The 20,001-nt window shown below is 67.0% G+C and carries 16 protein-coding genes; 15 read left to right on the top strand and 1 reads right to left on the bottom strand.

Annotated elements, in window-relative coordinates; genetic code table 11:
• Positions 1-130 precede the first annotated feature (130 nt).
• From HCH03_RS05370 to HCH03_RS05335, 8 genes are all read left to right on the top strand, one after another.
• Complete coding sequence (locus HCH03_RS05370) at positions 131-1,486, top strand: amidohydrolase family protein (protein WP_185904506.1); 1,356 nt, start codon at positions 131-133, stop codon at positions 1,484-1,486.
• A gap of 4 nt (positions 1,487-1,490) precedes the next feature.
• Complete coding sequence (locus HCH03_RS05365) at positions 1,491-1,691, top strand: CASC3 protein CASC3 (protein ID WP_185904507.1); 201 nt, start codon at positions 1,491-1,493, stop codon at positions 1,689-1,691.
• 369 nt (positions 1,692-2,060) lie between these two features.
• The gene (locus HCH03_RS05360; RefSeq protein WP_221688663.1) at positions 2,061-2,921 is read left to right on the top strand and encodes a Sec-independent protein translocase subunit TatA/TatB; all 861 of its coding nucleotides are present in this window, start codon (positions 2,061-2,063) and stop codon (positions 2,919-2,921) included.
• A gap of 3 nt (positions 2,922-2,924) precedes the next feature.
• Positions 2,925-3,761 (top strand): twin-arginine translocase subunit TatC, encoded by an 837-nt coding sequence (gene tatC, locus HCH03_RS05355; protein WP_221688662.1) that lies wholly within the window; start codon positions 2,925-2,927, stop codon positions 3,759-3,761.
• Positions 3,762-3,822: 61 nt separating this feature from the next.
• Positions 3,823-4,221 carry a hydrogenase maturation nickel metallochaperone HypA/HybF gene (locus HCH03_RS05350; protein ID WP_221688661.1) on the top strand — a complete coding sequence of 133 codons (399 nt, stop codon included), beginning with the start codon at positions 3,823-3,825 and terminating at the stop codon, positions 4,219-4,221.
• Positions 4,212-4,862, top strand: coding sequence for a hydrogenase nickel incorporation protein HypB (gene hypB, locus HCH03_RS05345; protein WP_080143814.1), 651 nt, complete (start codon positions 4,212-4,214; stop codon positions 4,860-4,862). The genes HCH03_RS05350 and hypB overlap by 10 nt, the downstream gene beginning before the upstream one ends.
• A 105-nt stretch (positions 4,863-4,967) precedes the next feature.
• Positions 4,968-5,786 carry an NAD(+) synthase gene (gene nadE, locus HCH03_RS05340; RefSeq protein WP_221688660.1) on the top strand — a complete coding sequence of 273 codons (819 nt, stop codon included), beginning with the start codon at positions 4,968-4,970 and terminating at the stop codon, positions 5,784-5,786.
• A 186-nt stretch (positions 5,787-5,972) separates the two neighbouring features.
• Positions 5,973-7,505, top strand: coding sequence for an FAD-dependent oxidoreductase (locus HCH03_RS05335; protein WP_221688659.1), 1,533 nt, complete (start codon positions 5,973-5,975; stop codon positions 7,503-7,505).
• Positions 7,506-7,779: 274 nt separating this feature from the next.
• Here HCH03_RS05335 and HCH03_RS05330 read toward each other — a convergent pair whose 3' ends face one another.
• Positions 7,780-9,279, bottom strand: a complete 1,500-nt coding sequence (locus tag HCH03_RS05330) for an FAD-dependent oxidoreductase (protein WP_221688658.1) — start codon at positions 9,277-9,279, stop codon at positions 7,780-7,782.
• Positions 9,280-9,496: 217 nt separating this feature from the next.
• On the opposite strand from HCH03_RS05330, the gene HCH03_RS05325 reads away from it, so the two are divergent.
• The 7 genes from HCH03_RS05325 to HCH03_RS16765 all read left to right on the top strand — a co-directional run bounded on the left by HCH03_RS05325 (position 9,497) and on the right by HCH03_RS16765 (position 19,972).
• Positions 9,497-11,236, top strand: coding sequence for a helix-turn-helix transcriptional regulator (locus HCH03_RS05325; RefSeq protein WP_246599711.1), 1,740 nt, complete (start codon positions 9,497-9,499; stop codon positions 11,234-11,236).
• A 65-nt stretch (positions 11,237-11,301) separates the two neighbouring features.
• Positions 11,302-12,528, top strand: a complete 1,227-nt coding sequence (locus HCH03_RS05320) for a sensor histidine kinase (protein WP_221688657.1) — start codon at positions 11,302-11,304, stop codon at positions 12,526-12,528.
• Complete coding sequence (locus HCH03_RS05315) at positions 12,525-13,277, top strand: response regulator transcription factor (protein ID WP_221688656.1); 753 nt, start codon at positions 12,525-12,527, stop codon at positions 13,275-13,277. Before HCH03_RS05320 ends, HCH03_RS05315 begins: the two co-directional genes overlap by 4 nt.
• Positions 13,278-13,538: 261 nt before the next feature.
• Entirely contained in the window at positions 13,539-13,826 is a 288-nt protein-coding gene (locus tag HCH03_RS05310) for a co-chaperone GroES (RefSeq protein ID WP_080143807.1), read from the top strand.
• A gap of 183 nt (positions 13,827-14,009) precedes the next feature.
• Positions 14,010-15,647: a chaperonin GroEL gene (groL, locus tag HCH03_RS05305; protein ID WP_185904515.1), complete on the top strand. Its 1,638-nt coding sequence runs from the start codon at positions 14,010-14,012 to the stop codon at positions 15,645-15,647.
• Positions 15,648-15,815: 168 nt separating this feature from the next.
• Positions 15,816-17,825 (top strand): 5'-nucleotidase C-terminal domain-containing protein, encoded by a 2,010-nt coding sequence (locus tag HCH03_RS05300; protein ID WP_221688655.1) that lies wholly within the window; start codon positions 15,816-15,818, stop codon positions 17,823-17,825.
• Positions 17,822-19,972, top strand: coding sequence for a hybrid sensor histidine kinase/response regulator (locus HCH03_RS16765; protein WP_221688654.1), 2,151 nt, complete (start codon positions 17,822-17,824; stop codon positions 19,970-19,972). The genes HCH03_RS05300 and HCH03_RS16765 overlap by 4 nt, the downstream gene beginning before the upstream one ends.
• Positions 19,973-20,001 lie beyond the last annotated feature (29 nt).

Genomic DNA, 20,001 nt, shown 5'->3' with positions numbered 1-20,001 from the left:
CCTAAACCGGCGGTGAACTCGCATGCCCGTCCTTCCCTCACGCCGATTGCCCTGTGTGCTTTCGCCGGAGAGGGGGCCGGGAATGCTATGATACGCAGCACACGATTATTCGGGAGATAGGCGGGCCATCATGCTGTTGTGCGCACAATATATTCTTCCCATCACCTCCGAACCGTTCCAGGGCGGCGCCGTGCTCGTGCGCGACGGCCTCATCCGCGACGTCGGCACCGTCGATATGCTGAAGCTGCGCTACCCCGACGAGGAGATCGTCGACTACGGCCTGGCCGCGCTCATGCCCGGCTTGGTCGATCTGCATACCCACCTGGAGAACTCCGTCATGCGCGGCATCGTGCATGACGTGCCCTACACCACGTGGATCACGTCCATACTGGAGAAAAGCGCGAAGATGGACGTGGGCGACTGGTACGACTCCGCCATCTTGGGCGGCCTCGAGGCGCTTTCCAGCGGCATCACCTGCGTTGCCGACATCACCACCACGGGCGCGGCCTGCACGGCCACGCAGAAGCTGGGCATGCGCTCGGTCATCTACCGCGAGGTGGGCGCCATGGACAAGCGGCGCGTCGACTACGCCATGCGCGTAGCCGAGAACGACATCATGCACTGGCGCGAGGAGGTCGACTCCTCCCGCATCACCATCGGCATGGCGCCGGCCGCCATGTACGCGTGCCACCCCTCCGTGTTCGGCAAGGTGTCCGAGTTCGCGCGACGCGAGAACGCGCCGGTGGCCATGCACATGGCCGGCAACCGCGAGGAGTTCAACTTCATCAAATACGGCTCGTCGCCGTTCTCCGTGCACACCATGGACCAGAAGCGCGGCTACGTGGAGATTCCGCCGTGGCTGCCCACGGGCACGACGCCGGTTCGCTACGCGCTGAACTGGGGCGCGTTCGAGTCCGACAACGTGCTGGCCATCCACTGCGTGCAGGTGGACGACGAGGACGTGAAGAAGCTCAAGGAATACGACGTGGCTGTGGCCGTGTGCCCGCGCTGCAACGCCCAGCTGGGCATGGGCGTGGCCCCGCTCACGGAGTTCCTGCGCGCTGGCCTGCGCACCGGCATCGGCACCGACTCCCCGGCCGCCACCGACTCCACCGACCTGCTCGCCGAGATGCGCATCGGCATGCTCGTGCAGCGCGCTGTGAACGTGGGCCAGTTCTTGGATTCGGCCACCATGCTGGAGATGGCCACCATCGGCGGCGCCCGCGCGCTCAAGCTGGACGACAAGATCGGCTCGCTCGACATCGGCAAGCGCGCCGACATCGTGGCCGTCGACCTGTCCGGGTCGCACCAAACGCCCACCACCGACCCCGTGTCGGCCGTGGTGAACACGTGCAGCGGCGCCGACGTGCTCATGACCATGGTGGACGGCGTGAAGCTGTACGAGAAGAGCAGGTGGCACGTGGACGTGGAAGTGGCGAAGAACATCGCCCGCGTCATCGAAATCCGAGGAAAACTGAGGATGTAGCGTTATGGCGAAGCAGCAGAAATCGACGGCGAAGCAGAAGAGCGAGCGCATCAAGGCCGCTCAGGAGCGCGAGGCTCGGGCGAAACTGCAACGAGAGCGCGCGGCGAAGACGAAGCGGGTGTTCACCGTGGTCATCTGCGTCATCCTCGTGCTGGCGCTGGGCATTCCCACGATGGCCCTCATGGTGATGGGCGGCGGATCGTAGGGCGACGCATGCGTCCGCCGGCTTGAGGAAGTCTCGCCGGTCGACCCGGTGGGTTGCGCTCGGCCTGCTGGTTGACCCGGCGGGTTGCGTTTGGTTCGCCGGTTGTCCGTAGGGGCGCTCTCCAGAGCGCCCGCTCGCGCGAAGCGCGAGAACGCGAGCATCGGTTGCTTTTCCGGCTTCGCTGAAACGGGCGCTCTGGAGAGCGCCCCTGCGAAGGATCTGCGCGCCTGCTCGGAGCGCCGTTCGATCCCTTGTTTTTTCTGTAGAGCGCTCGCGGCTGTATTGCCCGAACGCGTTTGTGCTACTATGAGTCGTTGCCGCGCGGGGCGCGGCTGATACGTTGAGAGACACCGCGCAAAGGGGTTTGCTTTGTTTGGTATAGGTGGATTCGAGTTTTTCCTCATTTTGCTGTTCGGGTTCCTCATTTTCGGACCTGACAAACTGCCGGCCATGGCGAAGACGCTGGGGAAGGCCATCGCGAAGTTCAGGAGCGCTCAAGAGGAGATGAACAAGGTCATCAAGACGGAAGTCTACGACCCGAACTCCGACGAGCCGTTCAAGAACCCGCTGGACGCCCTGTCCAAGGTGGGCGACACGGCGAAGAACGCCGTGAAGGACGACGGGAAGCAGGAGAGCTTCTCGGAGCGCAAGGCCCGCTACGACAAGGAGCGCGCCGCCAAGAAGGCCGAGGAGGCCAAGGCGGCCGCGACCGCCGCAACCGCTGCGGCTGGCGGTGCCGCCGTTGCGAGCGCAGCGAAGTCCGAAGAGGCGAAGCCCGCTGCGGCGACTGCGAAGGATGCCGCCGCGAAGCAGGCTGAGCAGGCTCCGGCGAAGGCGAAGCCCTCCGCCGACGAGCTGTACGGCACGAAGCCCGTGGCGAAGAAGGCCTCTGCCGCCAAACCGGCGACGTCCGCGACGGCGACAAAAACGACGGCGACAAAAACGACGGCGACCAAAACGACGACCGCGAAGCCGGCGACGTTCTCGTCCGAGGCGAAGCCGGCCGCGACGACGACTGCGAAGTCGACGGTCGCCAAGGCCTCGACCGCGAAATCGGCAACGGCCAAAACCACCGCTGCCAAGCCGTCTGCCGCCAAGACCGATGCCGAGAAAGCCGCCGCGCGTTCGGCTGCGGCGAAGAAGGCCGCCGCGACGCGTGCCGCCAAGAAGAAGGCTGCTGAAGAGGCGGCCAAGACCGCGCCCACGACGACGAACGAGAAGGGGGAATAGCTCATGCCTATCGGACCGGCACGTATGCCCCTGTTCGATCACTTGGGCGAGCTGCGCATGCGCCTCGTGCGCATCGTGGCATGCCTCGCCATTGCCGTGGTGGTGTTCTACATGGCCACGCCCACGATGGGGCAGTTCCTGCTCCAGCCTATCTTCGACTTTCTGCCCCAGAACCCTGACGGATCGCTGGCCCTGATCGCGCTCGACCCGTTCGAGTCGTTCGCCACGCGCTTCAAAATATCTATCTGGGCGTCCATCGTCGCCTGCTCGCCCGTCATTCTGTGGCAGATACTCGCGTTCTTCCTGCCGGCGCTCAAGCCGAAGGAGCGCAAGTGGTTCATTCCCACGTTCGGGGCTGCCGTGGCGCTGTTCATCTTCGGAACGGTGTTCTGTTATCTGGTCATTCTGAACCCGGCGTTCGAGTGGCTGACCGATCAGGCGGCGGGCTTGGGCGAGATCGCGCCGCGCATGTCGTCCTACATCGACATGATCATCAAGTTCGAGATAGGCTTCGGTTTCGCCTTCGAATTGCCGCTCGTGGTCTTCTATTTGGTTATCTTCGACATCGTTCCTTATAAGAAGCTGAGGGGAGCGTGGCGTACCGTGTACGTGGCGCTCATGGTTATCTCGGCCATGGTCACGCCCGACGCTTCGCCCGTCACCATGCTGCTCATGTTCGCCGCTTTGGTGGTGCTGTACGAGGGCAGCTTGCTCATCTCGCGCATCGTGCTGCGCAATCGCATAAAGAAGCAGAACGAGGATATTGAGCGCGAAGAGGCCGAGGAAAAGGAATTCGCGAAAGAGCTCGCCAAGAAAAAGGCGAAGAAGGCTAAAGAGTAGCCGCCGAGCCGATCACCGGGGTCCGCCGCATCGGCGGGCCCTTTTTCGTTGAAGGAGCATCATGCACGAACTGGGCATCATGACAGGCGTTCTGGACGCCGTCCAAACGTCCGCAGAGCAGGCCGGAGCCGACAAAGTGCTCAAGGTGAGCCTGTCGGTGGGCGAGATGACCGAGGCCATCGAGGACGCGCTGCGCTTCGCCTTCGAGGCGCTGACCGAGCAAAGGGAGTACGCGCTGTGCGCCGGCGCCGAGCTGGACATCACCATGGTGCGCCCGCGCAGCCGTTGCCTGGAGTGCGGGGCGGAATACGAGCACGACCGCTTCCATATGCTGTGCCCCGAATGCGAGAGCTTCGCCACCGAGCTCATCGCCGGCCGCGAGATGCAGATCGACTCGATCGAGGTGGACATCCCGGATGACGAGACAGGCGAACAGGAAGGACCAACAGCATGCAGATAGACATGAAGCAACCCATCCTCGACAAGAACGACCAGTTGGCCGCCGAGCTGCGCGAGCGCTTCGCGGAGAACCGCGTGTTCGTGCTCGATCTTTTGGCCAGCCCCGGGTCGGGCAAGACGTCCACCATCCTGGCCACCATCGACGCGCTGCGCGACGAGTTCAACATCGCCGTCATCGAAGGCGACATCGCCAGCAACGTGGATGCCGAGCGCATCAAGGCCCAGGGCATTCCCGCCGTGCAGATCAACACCGGCGGCGCGTGCCACCTGGAAAGCGCCATGCTCAAGCGCGCCGTGGACGTGCTTGACCTTGCGCGCCTCGACCTCATCATCGTGGAGAACGTGGGCAACCTCGTGTGCCCCACGGATTTCGACTTGGGCGAGAACGCCAAAGTCATGATATTGTCCGTGCCCGAAGGCGACGACAAGCCGCTCAAGTACCCCGGCGTGTTCCAGGTGGCAGAGGCCGTGGTGCTGAACAAGGTGGACACCATGCCCGTGTTCAACTTCGATCGCGAGGCGTTCGAGGCGTCCGTGCACCAGCTGAACCCCCAGGCCCCCATATTCCCCATAGCCGCCACGAAGGGCGACGGCGTGGAGGCGTGGGCCGAGTGGCTGGCCGACCGAATCCGGGCCCTGTAGGGCAGCAGCCCGCCCCTGCGGGTCAACCGCGCGGCGCGTTCATCAGGGCGAAACAATAGGCGCTCATACTGGGCGCAACGGTTGGCGCGAGCGAAAGGCTGGCAGATGCAAACAAGCGAGCGATACCGCCTCTGCGTTGAGGCGCTGCGGGACTATGCGGGAAACGCCGGGTTCGCCGATGTGGTCATCGGCCTTTCGGGCGGTATGGACTCCAGTATCGTGGCCGTTATGAGCGTGGACGCGTTCGGCGCCGACCACGTGCACGGCGTGCTGCTGCCCGGACCGTACTCCAGCGACCACTCCTTCGACGACGCGCGCGAGCTGGCGGACCATCTGGGCATCGAGACGAGCGTCGTGTCCATCTGCGAGCCGTACGAGGCGTTCGAACGCGTGCTCGCGCGCGCATGCGGCGGCGAGCTGGCGGGGCTGGCGGCCGAGAACACCCAGGCGCGCTGCCGCATGGTGTGCCTCATGGCGTTGTCGAACGCGCACGGTTGGATGCTGGTGAACACCGGCAACAAGAGCGAGGCCATGATGGGCTATTCCACCCTCTACGGCGACACGGCTGGCGCTTTCGCCCCCATCGGCGGGCTGTACAAGACCGACGTGTACGATCTGGCGCGCTGGCGCAACGAACAGGCCGCGTCGGCCGGTGCCGTGCCCCCCGTGCCCGAGCGCGTGTTCACGAAGCCGCCGAGCGCCGAGCTCTCGCCCGACCAAGAGGACGAGAAGAGCATGGGCATCGACTATCCCACGCTGGACGCGTTGCTGCGCGCGCATATCGAACGCGGGCTCGACGCCCAGGCGCTCGTAGCCGACGGCTTCGACGCCGCCACGGTCGAGCGCGTGCTGGCCACCGTGCGCGCCACCGCCTTCAAGCGCGCGCTGGAGCCTCCGTTTCCCGACGCCGCGTTCTACGCGTAAGGGAGTTGCCCCGTCGCCCGTAGGGGCGGGTCAACGTCGATGGGCCGGTCGCCGGCCAAGCCGCCCTTGCGACTATGCGAAGATTGCGTGACGTACCTGCGCCGCCCTGCGGTGCGGGACCTTGCGGTTACTATACTCGGCGCATCGGGCAAACAACACGCAAGCGCGCAAAGGAGCGGCCGCCACATGGAACGTCGGGCATTCTTCAAGCTTATAGGCGCAGGGGCCGTTATCGCGGCCGGCGGCGCCATGACGGCCTGCTCGTCGAGCGGCGGCCTGGCGTCGCCGTTGGCGCCGGCGCCCTCGACGGACGAGGGGCCGTGCGTGGCCGACGATCCGGAGGTCAGCTTCTCCTCAGAGGCGGACGTGCTCGTGGTGGGCAGCGGCATCGCGGGGCTTTCCGCGGCCATGGCCCCGCTCGAGGCGCATCGTTCGGTCATGATCGTGGACAAGCTGGAGCTGTTGGGCGGCGAGAGCTACTCCGCCACCGGCGTCATGTACGTGTCGGGCAGCGCGCTGCAGAAGCGGGCCGGCATCGCCACTACAACCGAGCAGGCGTGGGACGCGCGCAAGCAGGCGTACGCGGATGCGGGCATCGTCGATCTCGACTTCGCCAAAAGGCTGTTCACGACCGCGCCGGAATGGGTGGACCATCTCGTGGACGATTACGGTGCGCAGTTCGAGGACCCGTCGGACTACGTGAAGGCGGGCGCATCCGAGGGCATGCTGCTGCCGAAGCGCGGTTTGGGCGACATGGAGAGCGTCATGACGCCGCTGCGCGACGGGCTCTCCGCGAAAGGCGCTTCGTTCTCCACGGGGTTGGTCGCCTCCGCCTTCGTGGTCGACGAGTCCGGCGCGGTGTGCGGCGTGCGCTTTCGCGATGCGAAGTCGAATGCCGTCACCGACGTGAGTGCCCGCGTCGTGGTGGTGGCCACCGGCGGGTTCGCCAGCAGCCAGCCGCTCGTGCACGCCAACGTGCCGTCGCAGGAGCGCATCGGCTGCTACACCACGGCCTCCATGGGCGAGGGCCAGCTGCTGTGCGTGCACCTGGGCGGCCAGCTGGCCGACATGAACAAGCCCGCGCCCCTTACGAGCGACCTTCCCCAGGCGGCGGCGTGGGGGCTGTTCGGCCCCGTGCTCATCGTGGACGCGCTCGGCCGCCGATTCGCGCGCGAGGACGACATGAACGCCGCCGCCGACGCCTGCGTGGCCGACGACCGGGGATACTGGTGGACGGTGTTCGGCAAGGGACTGTCCAGCGGCGCCCAGGCGCGCAGCATAGCGCAGGTGACCACGAAGAACGCCAAGCGCATGGTGGGGCCGTTCGACGACGTCGAGGCTCTAGCCGGCGGCCTGGGCTTGCCCGCCGACGCCCTCAAGGCCACGTTCGACGGCTACGGGGCCCTGGTGGACGCCGGCAAGGACGCCGACTTCGGGCGCACGGCGTTCCTGCAGAAGATCGAGCCGCCGTACTACGCGCTCAAGCAGTTCCCCGTGCGCTACAAGACGCGCGGCGGCGTGCGCACCGACGCCGAGGGGCGGCTGCTGAACGCGGCCGGTTCCGCCATCGCCAACGTATACGCCTGCGGCTCGGTGGCCGCCGGCAGCGTGGAGGGGCTGGCCACGAACGGGGCGTTCGGCCTCATCGTGGGCCGCGCCGTGGCGAAGGCCCTCGACGAGCGGGACGACAAGAAGACGCAAGCCGCGACGCCTTCGTAGGGGCGATCTTCAGATCGCCCGGCGCGGGCGGATCCGACGCCGGTAAGCCGCGCGGCGGGCGCACCGTGCGCTTGCCGCGCGGTTCCTTTGCCTTGCGGCTTCTTGCGCCGAGCGATCTGGAGATCGCCCCTACGGGGGTTGCCGTTGCAGAAGGATCTCGCCGAGAAGCGGGGCGACCTCTCCGTTTCGCCCGCCCCCGCCGGAAAGGCCGGAAGGCCCCCGGGCACGCTCGGGGGCCTTCCGTTGAGGAGGGGGGATGGAGGGGCTGCTCGCGTTACGCCTTCAGCGCTTCCACCACGGCTTTGCCGGAGATGAGGCCGCTGGCGGCGTTGGGACTGAGGTCGCTGCCGCTGTCGGCCACGGTGGAGCCGCAGCAGTACACGTTGGGGATGGGGGTGCCGTCCTTGTCCGTGAGCTGGCTGTCGGTGGTGATCTTCATGCCGCCGTGCGTCTTGTAGCGGTAGGGGAAGTGCTTCATGGCGTAGTACGGCGCGGACAGCGACTGCAGGAACAGCTTCTTGCCGAACTCCTTGTCCTCGCCGGCGGCCACCTGCGCGTCGTAGCTCTCGAACGTGGCCTTGAGCGCGTCGGCCGGCACGTCCATGGCGGCGGCCAGGTCGTCGAGCGTGTCGCACGGGCCCACGAGGCGGTCGGCGTTGTTCTTCATGTTCATCTCGACGTTCCACGCCTGGCTGCCCGTGATGAGCTGGTTGTCGAAGATGGTCCACCAGTACCCGAACCCGCCCTCGTAGCACGCGGTGGGGGAGTCGTGGCTCTGGTCTTCCTTGATGAAGCGCTTGCCCTGAGGCGTGACCTGCACGTTCGGGCCGAAGTAGCCCCATACCGTGACCTGCGCCAAATCGCTCATCAGGTTGGCTTCCATGTCCATGTGCATATACGAGCCGCCCAGCGCCTTGCACATCTGATGGCCCTCGCCCATGGAGTACACGGTGAGCGGCCCCAGGCGCGCCTGGCTGGGCACGAAGGTGGACACCATCTCCTGGTTGCAGGAGAAGCCGCCCGTGGCCACGATGATCTTGCTGGCCTTCACGTCCACGTTCTTGTCGTTCTTCTCGTCGTGGAAGCGCACGCCGATGGGGGTGCCGTCTTTGTCGACGATGAAGTTCGTGGCGCGCAGATTCAGCTTGTACGTGGCGCCCTTCTCCTCCAGGCCCTTCTGCAGCGGCGTGAGCACGGTGGTCATGTCGCCGATGCCGTGTTCGGGCAGCAGCATAGACGTGGGAGCGCCCGTGTCCTTGTAGTCGGCCAGGGGCTGGAACTTTCCGCCGTAGTCGGCGGCCACGCGGTCGGCCCACTCCGTCTGGTACACGTACACGTTGTGCTTGTAGTCCATGTCGTCGGTCTCGCCCTTTTTCTCAAGCACCGGCAGATAGGCCTTCCACTTCTCTTCGGGGTCGCCCGGAATGCCGGCGTCCTTCTGCATCTTGGAGCCCGAGACGTTCATGACGCCGCAGGCGATGAAGCTCTCGCCGCCTACGCGGTCGAGCTTGTCGGCGAGCATGACCTTGTGGCCGGCTTCCACCGGGTCCATGGCCGCCGACATGCCGGCGATGCCCGTGCCCAGGATGAGCACGTCGGTTTCCTCGGTGAAGCTCACCGGCGACGTTCCCACCACGGAGTCGCCTTCGCTCGCGCTGCCCGCCTTGCCGCCCCCGCTAGGCGCGCAGCCGGCCAGCGCCCCGCCGGCCACGAGCACGGCGCCCGACGCCACGGCGGCTTTCAGGAAATTGCGGCGGTTCATGCTGGTTTCCATAGTTGTCCTCCCTGTTTCCCTCTGCTTCGCCCGCCTCGCGCCGGTTGCGTGCCGCGCGCGGTGCGGGACCCCTTTTCGTCGCCCTCGCGACGATGCCCTCACTCTATGACCGCGCGCCTCATCCGTCACCGTCCGTTTCGGACTATATTGGCATCCCCGCCCGTTATCCTGCGGTTTCGCCTCGCCCTCGCACCGGCGTTTCCGGTATCATGAGCCCATGATGAAAGCGGGGAGGGGAAAGCGCGCCGCAGAGCGCGCGTCGAGCGCCGAGGGGCCGGAGCACGCAGCATCGGCCGCTTCTTCGCGCGCCGTCGACCCGCGGCTGTTCTCGCTTGCCGTCGTGGCGGGCTACGGGCTGTTCCGCGGCGTGAACGCCAACTCCTACCTCTCGGCGTTCGCCTCGGTGGAGGCCCCGTTTCTGTTCGTGCCCGACCTGTTCTTCAACGTGGTGGTGGCCTGTTCCGTTGTCGTATGCTCCGTGGCCGTGATCGCGCTGGTGCTGCGCGGGCGGCTGGGGCCGCTGTCCATGCCCTACGTGGCGCCCACGGTGCTGCTGTTGGCGGCGAACCTGTGCGCGCTGTTCGGCGCGTTCTCGTGGATGCCGTCCGATATGGCGCTCATCGTGCCGGGCGTGCTGTTCGGGGTGGCGTCGGTCATGCTGTCGCTCGTGTGGGTGGAGGTGCTGGCCTGCCAGGAGCCGCGCGCCATCGTCACGCAGATCGCGCTCAGCATGCTGGTGAACATGGTGACGTCGTGGGTGCTCTCGGGTTTGGGCGGCGGCGCGCGCATGGTTGCGAGCTGCGTGATGCTGGCCGTCATGGCGCTGTGCGCCCGCTACGTGCGGGGCGCGCTGCGCGCGGAGGGGTCGTGCTGGACGGACGTGCGCGCCGACGGCGCCGCGGGCGCGTGCGCGGCGGTGCCGGGGGCGGGGAATGCTCCAATCGTACGAGGCCCTTCGCGGCGCTCGCGTCCTCGCCCGCGCGGGACGTATCGCGACGCGTTCCTTGAGCTGGGCGACTCGCTGGTGGCGTTCTGCGTCATGGAGGCCGTCATCGGGCTGCTCAACAGCTTCATGCTGGCCGGGTCCGTCGAGTTCGCGGGCTCGGGCACCGTGTCGGCGGCCGGCATGCTCGTGGGCATCCTGGCGTTCTGCATCGTGGTGTTCGTGGTCCAGCGCATTCCCCGGGTGTCCACGGCGTTTCGCGTGCTCATGCCCGTCATCGCCTCGCTTCTGGTGTTCCTGCCGTTTCTGGGGGAGCAGTTCAACCTGTTCTTCAGCACCGTGCTTTTGGGCGGCTACTACTTCATCGCGCTGCTCATCACCTACGTGGTGGCCGAGACCGCGCACGTGCGCAGGCTGTCGCCCTACGTGCTCATGGGCGCGGCCGCGTGCCTCGCGCGCATCTGCCTGGCCGCGGCGCTTTTGGGCGGCTACGCCATCGGTTCGCTGCCGGGCGGCCTGTTCGGCGAAAGCGAGCACATCATGCGCTACCTGGTGGTCATCATGGCGGTTATCTACGCGCTGTCGCTGGCGGCCGTGCTGGTGTCGCGCGACCGGCGCCGCCGACGCCGCAGAGGGGCGGGCGCTGCCGCGACGGGCAGCGACGCGCCCGGAGGCGGCGGCTCGGACGGCGGGGCGCCCGACGCGGTGGGCGAGGGTTTCGAAGACGGTGCGGCGGCGGCTTCCGCGACGGCTGCAAGCGCCGCGCAGGCGGAAGGGGACGCGGCGTTCGACGCGCGATGCGCTGCCGTGGCCGCCGAGGGCGGCCTGACCGAGCGCGAGACGGAGATCATGCGCTATCTGGCGCGCGGCCGCACGAACGCGCATATCGCCGGCGTGCTGTACGTGAGCGAGAACACCGTGCGCAGCCACGTGCGCAACATCTACGCCAAACTGGAGATACACACCCGCCAGCAGCTTATCGACCTCGTGGAGGACGGGCGAGGCGCCCGGTAGGGCCTCTGCAAAATACCGCTGCTGATGTATGGCGCGCGTCCGGCGCGTCGCGTACCATGGCAGGCATGGAAAACTTTCTCGTGAACAACCGTCCGATGAAGCCCAAAGACTGGGCGATCGACGTCGCCGTGGCCTTGGCGGCGTTCCTGTTCGGCTGCGGCCAGCTCATGCTCACGGCCTCGTCCATCGTCATACCCGACATGGCGCTGCGCCAGTACCTGGGCGTGGTGAACGTGGTTCCCACCGCCTCGGTGTTCGTGGCGCTGGCGCTGACCACGCTGCCGCTCGTGGTGCGTCGGCGGTTCCCCTGGCCCGTGTTCCTGTTCGTGCTCGTGACGTTTCTGGGGTTGCAGAACGCGTTCCCCGGATTCTCGCTCACCGTGGTGGGGCCCGTGGTGGCGCTCTACACCATCGCCAGCGAGCGCGGCCGCGCCGAGGCGATCGCCGCCGCCGCGCTGGCCGTAGCGGGCGCGCTGTTCGCCGACGCGCCCTCGCGCACGGCGAGCCTCGCCTTCTTCACGCGCTTCCAGAACATCGCGCTTTTGGTGGCAGCGGCGTTCGCGGGCTACGCGTACCGCACCCATCAGGCCTACGTGGCGGAAACCGAGCGGCGCGCGCTGGAGGCCGAGCGCTCGCGCGAGGAGGAGGCGGCGCGGCGCGTGGAGGAGGAGCGCGTGCGCATCGCGCGCGAGGTGCACGACATCACGGCGCACTCGCTTTCCGCCGTGAGCATCCAGGCCGCTGCGGCCGAGCGCCTGGTCGACCGCGACCCCGAGGCGGCGAAGCAGGCCATCGCCACGGCGCGCACGACGGCGAAGGACGCGCTCGAGGAGATACGCGGCATGATAGGCGTGCTGCGCCACGGCGACGACGCGGCCGAGACGGAGCCCACGACGGGCACCGAGCGCCTGGACGACCTCGCGGCCTACCTCGAGCGCGCGGGGGTGGGCGTGACGCTGGATGCGGCGGCCTACGACCGCGCCGACGTGCCCGCGTTCGTGGACGTGGCCTTGTACGGCATCGCGCGCGAAGCCGCCACCAACATCGTGCGCCATGCGCGGGCGCGCACGGCCGTCGTCCGCCTGTCCACCGGGCCCGCGGGCGCGCACCTGACCGTGGAGGACGACGGCTGCGGCGCGGCGTCGGCGAGCGACGGGCGCGGGCACGGCATCGCGGGCATGGCCGAGCGCGTGGGCCTGCTGGGCGGCACGTTCTCGGCCGGTCCGCGCGTGGGCGGAGGTTTCCGCGTGGAGGCGCGCATCCCCTTGACCGCGGAGAAGGAGGCTTCATGATCGATCGGCAGAGGTTCGAGGCACGGGAATCGTCGAGCGGCGGACAAGCCTCCCGGCCTCGGGGCGAGCGCCCCCTGCGGCTGTTGGTGGCCGACGATCAGGATCTGGTGCGCAGCGGGTTCCGGCTCATCCTGTCCTCGTACGACGGGCTTTCCATCGTGGGCGAGGCGCGCGACGGCGAAGAGGCCGTGGAGCTTGCCCGCCGCCTCGTGCCCGACGTGGTGCTCATGGACATCCGCATGCCCCGCATGAACGGCATCGAGGCCACGCGCGCCATCACGAGCGACCCCGCGCTCGCCGACGTGCGCGTGCTCATCCTCACCACGTTCGACGTCGACGAGTACGTCTACGATGCGCTCGCGGCCGGGGCGGGCGGCTTCCTGCTCAAAGACGCCGAGCCCGACGACATCGCCTCCGCCGTGCGGGTGGTGGCCGATGGCGACGCCCTCATCCAACCTTCGGTGATGAGGCGGCTCGTGGAAACGTTCGTGCGCACGCGGCCCGCCGCGGCTTCGGTGGGTTTCGGCGCGCGCGGCGCCTTCTCCGCGCTCACCGAGCGCGAGCGCGAGATACTCGTGCTGGTGGCGCGCGGCATGACGAACGACGAGATAGGCGGCGAGCTGTTCATCTCGCCGGCCACGGTGAAAACCCACCTCGCGCGCATCATGGCGAAGCTGGACGCGCACGACCGCGCCCAGCTCGTGGTGCTCGCCTACGAGGGCGGCCTGGTGAAGCCGGGCATGCAGTAGCCGTGCGGCGCGTTTGATTTTGTGCAGAAGCACAAAACTAGGGAACAACCAAATCGAACGAATTGTGGCGATTATGCAAAACCTTAGTCGAAGGCACTGAGGTTTTCTCAATTTCGCTTGCATTCGCTCACGAGGCTGCTATGATAACGCAATGTTTAGCACTCGTTACCCTATGAGTGCTAGCAGTCACCACAATTGAGTGGTTAAATAAACGTGTTCAACCAGTTTCGGACATGAGACGGACGAAAGGAAGGCAACGTTATGAACTTGAAACCATTGGGTGATCGCGTCATCGTCAAGCAGGATGAGGCTGAGGAGACGACGGCATCCGGTCTGTATCTCGCCACCGAAGCGAAGGAAAAGCCCCAGACGGGCATCGTGTTGGCCGTGGGCGAGGGCAAGATGGACAAGGACGGCAAGCTCCTTCCCATGCCGGTCAAGGAAGGCGACAAGGTCCTCTACGGCAAGTACGGCGGAACCGAGGTCACGGTGGACGGCGAGGACGTCATGATCCTGCGCGCCGACGATCTGTACGCGGTGTTCGCGTAAAACGACCTGACGGCTTCCCGTGGCGGCCGCATAGCCGTTCAGCCCTCTCGTCGCCTTCGCACACGGCCCCAAGGCCGCTTTGCTCAGGCTCCTCGGTGCTTCACGGCTATGCGACTCGCCACGGAAACCCTGTTGTTTACTTTGTTGGTTAACCTGTACGTTTATTGAAAGGATAGATTCGCTATGGCTAAAGAGATCAAGTTCGAGGCCGACGCGCGCAGCGCGCTTGCCGCCGGCGTCAACAAGCTGTCGAACGCCGTCAAGGTGACGCTCGGCCCCAAGGGCCGCTACGTGGCGCTTGAGAAGTCCTACGGCGCTCCCACCATCACGAACGACGGCGTGACCGTGGCCAAGGAAGTCGAGCTGGAGGATCCGGTCGAGAACATGGGCGCCCAGCTGGTGCGCGAGGTTGCCGTGAAGACGAACGACGTGGCCGGCGACGGCACCACCACCGCCACGCTGCTGGCCGACGTCATCGTGTCCGAGGGCCTGCGCAACGTTACGGCCGGCGCCGACGCGCTCGGCATCCGCCGCGGCATCCAGAAGGCCACCGACGCCGTGGTCGAGGCCATCAAGGCCGACGCCACTCCGGTGTCCACGCAGGAGCAGATCGCCAACGTCGGCACCATCTCCGCCGGCGACGCCGAGATCGGCGAGAAGATCGCCGAGGCCATGGAAGCCGTGGGCAAGGACGGCGCCATCTCCGTCGAGGAGAACGCCGCCTCGTTCGACCTCGAGCTGGACATCGTCGAGGGCATGCAGTACGACCGCGGCTACATCTCCCCCTACATGGCCACGGACATGGAGAAGATGGAGGCCGTGCTCAACGACCCCTACATCCTGCTCACCGACCAGAAGATCAGCAGCATCCAGGACATGGTGCCGCTGCTCGAGGAGATCATGCGCTCCGGCCGTCCGCTGTTCATCGTGGCGGAGGACGTCGAGGGCGAGGCGCTGGCCACCATCCTGCTGAACAAGCTGCGCGGCACGTTCAACTGCGTCGCCATCAAGGCTCCCGGCTTCGGTGACCGCCGCAAGCGCATCCTCGAGGACATCGCGGCCGTCACGGGCGCGCAGGTCATCGACAAGGACTTCGGCATGACGCTGGCCGATGCCAAGATCGACATGCTGGGCCATGCCAAGACGGTGAAGGTGACGAAGGACACCGCCCTCATCGTGGACGGCGCTGGCGACAAGAAGAACATCGAGGACCGCATCCATCAGATCAAGGCCGAGCTCGAGCGCGTCGATTCCGACTTCGACCGCGAGAAGCTGCAGGAGCGCCTGGCGAAGCTGTCCGGCGGCGTGGCCGTGCTCAAGGTGGGCGCTGCGACCGAGTCCGAGCTCAAGGAGAAGAAGTCCCGCATCGAGGACGCCCTGCAGGCGACCCGCGCGGCCGTCGAAGAGGGCATCGTCGCCGGCGGCGGCGTGGCGCTCGTGGACGTGCTGCCCGCGCTCGATGCGATCGAGACGACCGACAAGGACGAGGAAGTGGGCATCGGCATCATCCGCAAGGCCCTGGAGGCCCCGATGCGCGCCATCGCCCAGAACGCCGGCTTCGAGGGCAGCGTCGTGGTCGAGCATGTGAAGGGCATGGGCAAGGGCGAAGGCCTGAACTGCGCCAACGGCGAGTACGGCAACATGATCGAGATGGGCGTGAACGATCCCGTCAAGGTCACGCGCACGGCTCTGCAGTCTGCTGCCTCCGTGGCGGCCCTCATCCTCATCACCGAGGCCACCATCAACGACATCCCGAAGGACCCCGATCCGGCGGCCCTCGCCGCGGCTGCTGCCGGCGGCATGGGCGGCGGCATGATGTAAGCCCGCGGGCTCGCATCGCAACACTAACTCGGAAAGAGGGGACGGCCGCTTGGCCGTCCCCTCTTGTCATTGCCCTGCCTTTGACCCCGGCTTTTGCAACGGCTGATCGTTTTTCGTGCGTTACAATGAAGCGAGTTTCCCGCATGCACGTATGGAAGGATCGTATCGATGAAGGCAACGTGCCCTCGCTTCCGACGCCGGCTCGCCGCGGCCATTGCGGCCGTAACCCTGACGCTTGTCGCCGCGATGGGCGGCTGCACCTCCGCCTCCGACAACGCCGCGCCCGAAAGCGACGGCAAAACCGTCGTGTCGCTTCTGTACGCGGGCGATTTGAACAACGTGAAAGAGCTCGTCGAGTCCACCTACGACGACATCGAGATCGACTTCCAAGCCTCCACCCGCACCGAGTTCACCAGCACCACCGAGCGGCAATTGCTCAACGGCCAGGGCAACGACATCCTGTTCGCGAACCAGCCATCGGGTATCGTGGCCGAGCATGCGGCCGATCTGAGCGCTTACGACTTCTCCACGCGCTACCAGGCGTCCATCATGTCGTCGATCAAATCTGACGGGCGCGCGCTGTTCCTCCCCCTGCCCAGCAACTACCGCGGCGTCGTGGTGAACGCGACGCTGCTCGAGCAGGCGGGCGTCGTCGACCGCCCTCAGACCGTGCAAGAGCTGCTGGACGCCCTGCGTGCTGCGCAGGAGCAGGGCTTGGGTACGGCGGAGGGTGGCGCGGTGATTGGCATCGACCAGTCCGACGCGTCCAACCTCGGGCACCTGCTGGCCGGCGCCGCCGTGCCCGGCTTCCTCGGCACGGTGGAGGGCGAGTCGTGGTTCCTCTCGTTCCAAGAAGGGGAGGCCGGCTTCGGCGGCGAATGGTTGCCGACGCTGGGGTTGTTCTCCGCGCTGGCGGACGAAGGGCTGCTGGACGTGTCGCGTATCGACGGGACGCGCAACGTCGTGCGCCAGGATGACCTGGTGGCACGGATGGCCGCGGGCGAGTTCGCAGCGGCTTTCGGCACGCTCGAGCTGCTGAACGAGATCGAGGCGGCGTCGCAGGGCTACGACTTCGATCTTCTGCCGTATCCGGGGGACGAGGCGGGCGAACGCGGCTGGGTGGCCACGTACCCCCTGTCCTATATGGCCCTCAACAAGGAGCTCGAGGAGCCGGGCAACGAGGCGCGGCTCGACGCCAGCCTGCGCGTGCTCGAGCTGCTGTCGACCCCCGAGGGCCAGCGCGCGCTCATGCGCGACACCCGCACGGCCGGATCCTACCTCAACAACTTCGAGAGCGCGGCTGTCGGGGGCACGGGCGTCGGCCAGGCGCTCGGCGACGGGTACCTGTACTTCGACCGCTTCGACGCCGGCGTGGCTGCGCAGATGGGTACGCGGATGCTCGACGTCATGAAGGGCTCCGCCACGGCGGAGGAGGCCCTGGTCGAGCTCGATCGGTTCTGCGAGGAGGGCCCCCAGGGCGCGGCGGAGTCGCACGTGCTCGTGGGCTCGGTGGCCGAGGACGTGCTCCTGAGCGATTACGACGTGCGTCGCCGGGAGACGGCGCTCGGCAACCTGGTGGCCGATGCCGTGGCCGAGGCCAGCGGCGCTCCCATCGCCCTCGTGAACAGCGGCGGCATCCGAGAAAGCCTGTACAAAGGCGACGTGTACTCCGACGACGTCGCGCGCGTCGCGCCCATCGCCAACGAGATCGTGGTGGTGGAGATGTCCGGGCGCACGCTGCTGGACACGTTGCGCAACAGCGTGTCGGCCCTGTACTACAAAGGCTTCCCTATGGGAAGGTTTTTGCAGGTGAGCGGCTTGCAGATGGAGGTACGCGTGGACGCTTCCGCCGAGAAGGACGACGTGCCCGCCCGCGCCGAGGTGGTCTCCGTCCGCCTTGCCGACGGCTCTGCCGTGGAGGAGGACGGCCGGTACACCGTCGCCGTGAACGCCTACCTGTGCGGATCGGCCGGATACGCCGACGGCGCGGGCGACGGCTACTCCATGCTGAACCTGTACAGTCCCGACACCGCGCCGCTGGCCGAGGACGTGAAGCTCGTAGACGAGACGGGCATGACCTATGCGGACGCCCTGGGCACCTATTTCGCAAGCCACAGGGACGTCAACGTCTCGCCCTCGGTGGAGGGTCGCATCGTCATGGAAGGAGCCCCCTCGTGAGCGTCGACTCCCTCAAGGCGAAAGCGCGGCGCTGGACGGGCGCGGCGCTTGTGCTGATTCTGCTCGCGGCGCTGCTTGCCGTGGGCGGCGCCTGGATGCTCCAATCGACCGAGAGCGCGTCGCGGACGGCGGTGGAGGATCTGAGCGACTTCTACCTGCAGGAGATCGCCGGCCAGACGGCGGACCACTTCCAAACGAGCCTGCAGGCCCAGATAGCCCAGCTCGACGTGGTCAATCGCGCCGTGAGGGAGGCCGACCCGGCAAACGCGGCCGCCCTGCAGGCGCTCTTGGGCGACATGAGGCAGGACACCGGCTCGGCCTACCTCGCCTACGTCGACGACAAAGGGATGCTCTATACCGGCGAGAGCGTGCAGCCGGGCATCTCCAAGATATCCAACCTGCCGGCCATCGTGTCGTCCTCCGAGCCTTTGATGTCGGTGAGCGAGACGGTGGGCGATACGAACCTGCTGCTCATCTCCGTGCCGCTGGAGCCGTTCGAGCGCGAGGGGGTCACGTTCGTCGCCAGCTTGGCCGGTCTTCCGCTGGACACGCTGAGCGAGCAGCTGTCGCTTTCGCGCGAGAGCGCCCAGACCTTCACGAGCATCGTGGGCCCCGAGGGCGCCTACATCGTGTCCTCGCCGGTGAGCCCGGACGTCCCCAACGGCTCGAACCTGTTCTCCATGCTGGAGCGCGCCGCGGAGTTCGAGGGCGGCGAGTCGCTCGACCAAATGCGGCAGGGCGTGGAGGCGCAGCAGGACGGCTACATTGCGTTCCGCTTGGCGGGACAGCGCTACCTGGGCTTTCACACCGCGGTGCCCGATACCGACTACAGCCTGATCACCGTCATCCCCTACAACGTGGTGAACGCCTCCATGAACGAGTTCGCCGCCACGCTCAGCAGGAACGCCCTCACCGTGATGGCCGCTCTGGCCGTGCTCGGCTTGGTGGCGGGCGCGTTGTTCCTGCGCAACCGGCGCACGCGGGACGCTTACGTGCGCGAGCAGCAGGCCAGCCGGACGAAGAGCGAGTTCCTCAGCCGTATGAGCCACGAGATACGCACGCCCATGAACGGCATCATCGGCATGACCACCATGGCGCTGCGATCCACCGACGATCCCGAGCGCATGCAGGAGTGCCTGGAGAAGACCCTCGTCGCGTCCGACCATCTGCTCGCGCTGCTCAACGACGTGCTGGACATGTCGCGCATCGAGAGCGGCCGCATCGAGATAACGAGCACCCCCTTCGACCTGCGGAAACTCGTGGAGCGCGCCGAGACGCTGTTCGGATCGCTCGCCCAGCAGAAGGGCGTGAAGCTGTCCGTGCGCGTGGACGAGGGCGTGCGGAAGCGCTATGCGGGCGACGCGCTGCGCATCAGCCAGGTGGTGAACAACCTGCTGTCGAATGCGGTGAAGTTCACCGACGAGGGCGGCAGCGTGACGCTCGAAGTGACGGCGCACCCCTTGGACGAGGCGGACGGGGTCCGGGACGAGGTCGCGTTCTCCGTGGCCGACACCGGTTGCGGCATCGCGCCCGAGAACCTCGAGCGCATCTTCGAGGCCTTCGAGCAGGAGACGGCCCAGGTGGCCGGCAACCACGGGGGCACCGGCCTGGGGCTTTCCATCGTGGAGCGGCTCTGCGAGCTCATGGGAGGCACGGTGGAGGCCGAAAGCGAACTGGGGCGCGGCTCCGTCTTCACGGCGCGCATCCCGCTGGTTCCCGTGTCCGACGACGAAGGCGGCGGCGAGGACGAGACCGGGCTCTTGCGGGGCCTGCACATCCTCGTGGTGGAGGACAACGTCGTGAACATGGAGATCGTGACCGACGCGCTGGAGTGGGCCGGCGCCGAAGTGGAGCGGGCTTGGAACGGCCGCGAGGGCGTCGATGCGTTCGCAGTGAGCGAGCCCGGCTCCATCGACCTCGTGCTGATGGACGTGCAGATGCCCGTGATGAACGGCCTGGAAGCCGCACAGGTTCTCCGCGCGCTCCCGCGTCCGGATGCGTCCACGGTGCCCATCTTGGCCGCCTCGGCCAACGTCTTCGAGAAGGACAATGCGGCCCTCGCCGCGGCCGGCATGGACGGGCACGTGCAGAAGCCCATCCGCCCCGAGGAGGTCGCCCGCGCCATCGCAAGGATCACCGGGAGGTAGAGGGCGTTCCGCTTGCTATACGTGCCAGC

The organism is Gordonibacter massiliensis (ex Traore et al. 2017), assembly GCF_019731765.1.
GTDB classification, from domain to species: domain Bacteria; phylum Actinomycetota; class Coriobacteriia; order Coriobacteriales; family Eggerthellaceae; genus Gordonibacter; species Gordonibacter massiliensis.
The sequence above is the reverse complement of the archived record's forward strand: the minus strand, read 5'-3'. Positions and strand labels throughout refer to the sequence as shown.

Bases quoted from the DNA above. Each gene is read 5' to 3' on its own strand.
- HCH03_RS05370 (WP_185904506.1), top strand. From the start codon at position 131: ATGCTGTTGTGCGCACAATATATTCTTCCCATCACCTCCGAACCGTTC.
- HCH03_RS05365 (WP_185904507.1), top strand. From the start codon at position 1,491: ATGGCGAAGCAGCAGAAATCGACGGCGAAGCAGAAGAGCGAGCGCATC.
- tatC (WP_221688662.1), top strand. From the start codon at position 2,925: ATGCCTATCGGACCGGCACGTATGCCCCTGTTCGATCACTTGGGCGAG.
- HCH03_RS05350 (WP_221688661.1), top strand. From the start codon at position 3,823: ATGCACGAACTGGGCATCATGACAGGCGTTCTGGACGCCGTCCAAACG.
- hypB (WP_080143814.1), top strand. From the start codon at position 4,212: ATGCAGATAGACATGAAGCAACCCATCCTCGACAAGAACGACCAGTTG.
- nadE (WP_221688660.1), top strand. From the start codon at position 4,968: ATGCAAACAAGCGAGCGATACCGCCTCTGCGTTGAGGCGCTGCGGGAC.
- HCH03_RS05335 (WP_221688659.1), top strand. From the start codon at position 5,973: ATGGAACGTCGGGCATTCTTCAAGCTTATAGGCGCAGGGGCCGTTATC.
- HCH03_RS05330 (WP_221688658.1), bottom strand. From the start codon at position 9,279: ATGGAAACCAGCATGAACCGCCGCAATTTCCTGAAAGCCGCCGTGGCG.
- HCH03_RS05325 (WP_246599711.1), top strand. From the start codon at position 9,497: ATGATGAAAGCGGGGAGGGGAAAGCGCGCCGCAGAGCGCGCGTCGAGC.
- HCH03_RS05320 (WP_221688657.1), top strand. From the start codon at position 11,302: ATGGAAAACTTTCTCGTGAACAACCGTCCGATGAAGCCCAAAGACTGG.
- HCH03_RS05315 (WP_221688656.1), top strand. From the start codon at position 12,525: ATGATCGATCGGCAGAGGTTCGAGGCACGGGAATCGTCGAGCGGCGGA.
- HCH03_RS05310 (WP_080143807.1), top strand. From the start codon at position 13,539: ATGAACTTGAAACCATTGGGTGATCGCGTCATCGTCAAGCAGGATGAG.
- groL (WP_185904515.1), top strand. From the start codon at position 14,010: ATGGCTAAAGAGATCAAGTTCGAGGCCGACGCGCGCAGCGCGCTTGCC.
- HCH03_RS05300 (WP_221688655.1), top strand. From the start codon at position 15,816: ATGAAGGCAACGTGCCCTCGCTTCCGACGCCGGCTCGCCGCGGCCATT.